Raw genomic sequence first — 2,211 nt, 5'->3', positions numbered from 1 at the left:
ACGACAACCGCTCACCCTCACCGATCACCGCCACCCGACCCGGATCACGCACCACCTGCGCCTCAAACACACCCGGCAACGTCCCCCCGACCACCCCACGCGCCGTGTCATTGACCTCTCGGACGAACCGGTCGCGCTCCCCCGGTGACAGCACGTCGACGTCGCCGAGCCGCACGCCCGGCTCGGCGACCGCCTGTTCCAGGATGCGGACGAGCCGGGTGACGATGTCGACGGCCGTGGTGTGGTCGAACAGTTCCGTCGCGTATTCGAGCCGTCCGTAGGCGCGTCCGGACGCCTCGGGGACGATGTTGAAGAACAGGTCGAACTTGGCCGTGTCGGTGCCCGCGGGGACGAGGGAGACCCGCAGGTCGGGCATCTCGATCTCCGGCCACACGAACTGCCAGGCCAGCATCACCTGGAACAGCGGCTGGTAGGAGGTGGACCGTTCCAGGTCGAGCAGTTCCACCAGCCGTTCGAACGGCACGTCCTGGTTGTCGTACGCGGCGAGTGCCTTGTCGCGGACCTGCTCGACCAGCTCGCCGAACGAGGGGTTCTTCGAGAGGTCGGCGCGCAGCACCCAGGTGTTGACGAAGAAGCCGATCAGGTCGGCGAGGTCCTCGTCGGTGCGGCCCTCGATCGGGCTGCCGATCGTCAGGTCGTCGCCGGCGCCCAGTTTCTGCAACAGCACCAGCAGGGCGGCCTGGACCACCATCGGGGCGGTGGCACCGCGCTCCGCGGCCAGTTTGCCGAGCCCGGCGACCATCTCGGGTTCCAGCAGGAAGTCGACGTGGTCGCCCTGGTAGCCGGCCACCGTGGGCCGCGGCCGGTCCAGCGGCAACTGCACCGGCTGCGGTACTTCGGCCAGTTCCCGCCGCCAGTAGGCGAGTTGGGGCGCGGCGACGCTCTCCCGGTCGCCGTCCTCGCCCAGGAGTTGCCGCTGCCACATCGTGTAGTCCTTGTACTGCACGGGCAGGGGTTCCCACTGCGGTGCGCTTCCGCCGTGACGGGCCGTGTAGGCCGACACCAGGTCCCGGAGGAAGGGGGCCATCGACGCCCCGTCCGCGGCGATGTGATGGAAGACGAACGCCAGGAAGTGCGTCTGGGGGGAGACGCGGAAGACGGTGGTGCGCAGGGGGAGTTCGGTCTCCAGGTCGAAGCTCTCCCCGACCGCCCGGTGCATCGCGGCATCCACCGCGTCGGCGGCCACGTCGACGACCGTGAACGGCGTGAGCGCCTCCTGCGGGGGCAGAATCCGCTGTTCCGGCATACCGTCCGGGTTCTCGACGACCAGGGTGCGCAGGCTCTCGTGCCGGGTGACGACGTCCGTCACCGCCGCGGCCAGGGCCGTCGTGTCCAGCGCACCGTCCAGGCGCAGCGCGAACGGGATGTTGTAGGTCGCGGACGGACCTTCCAGACGGTGGAGGAACCACATCCGGCGCTGGGCAAAGGACAACGGGATCATCGACGCTACTCCTAAACGTTGATCTGTCGCAGCCGGGGGCGGTTCGACGTGGCCAGCTTCTCGATCCGGGCCGCCATCTGGGCGACGGTCGGATTGCGGAACACCGTCGTGACCTTCACGTCGACGTCGAGTTCGTTGCGGATGCGGCCGATGAGCCGGGTGGCCAGCAGTGAGTGCCCGCCGTGGGCGAAGAAGTCGACGTCGATGCCGATCTCTTCGACGCCGAGCAACTCGGCGAACAGCCGGCAGAGCACTTCCTCGTTGTGGTTGCGCGGCCCTCGTCCGGTGGCCGCGGCTTCGCCGTGGTCGGGTGCGGGGAGTGCCTTGCGGTCCAGCTTGCCGCTCGTGGTCATGGGGAACGCGGCGAGCGGGACGATCGCCGACGGGACCATGTACTCCGGCAGGGTCTGCCGGGCCAGTTCCGTCAGCGCCGCGGTGTCCACGCCGGTGTCCGCCTTGCCGTCGCCCGGCACCACGTAGGCCACCAGGCGCTGGTCGCCGGTGCCGTCCTGGCGCACCACGGCGACCGCGTTGTCGATGTCGGGGTGTGCGGTCAGGGCCGCTTCCACCTCGCCGAGTTCGATGCGGAAGCCGCGGATCTTGACCTGGAAGTCGGTCCGGCCCAGGTACTCGACCTGACCGTCCTTGCCCCACCGCACCAGATCCCCGGTGCGGTACATCCGGCTGCCCGGCGCACCGAAGGGACACGCCACGAACCGGTTCGCCGTCAGAGCCGACTGCCCCAGATA

General features: G+C 69.3%; 2 protein-coding genes. Both read right to left on the bottom strand.

Features of this window, described 5'->3' with window-relative positions:
* On the bottom strand, nt 1-1,462 hold a 1,462-nt coding region (locus tag ACFY32_RS34050; protein WP_390676372.1), incomplete at its 3' end, for a condensation domain-containing protein.
* 11 nt (nt 1,463-1,473) lie between these two features.
* The coding region (locus ACFY32_RS34045) for a phosphopantetheine-binding protein (RefSeq protein ID WP_390676371.1) at nt 1,474-2,211 on the bottom strand (738 nt) is incomplete at its 5' end.

Origin of the sequence: Streptomyces sp. NPDC000134 (genome assembly GCF_042899225.1) — a bacterium.
Classification (GTDB): Bacteria; Actinomycetota; Actinomycetes; order Streptomycetales; family Streptomycetaceae; genus Streptomyces.
The sequence above is the reverse complement of the archived record's forward strand: the minus strand, read 5'-3'. Positions and strand labels throughout refer to the sequence as shown.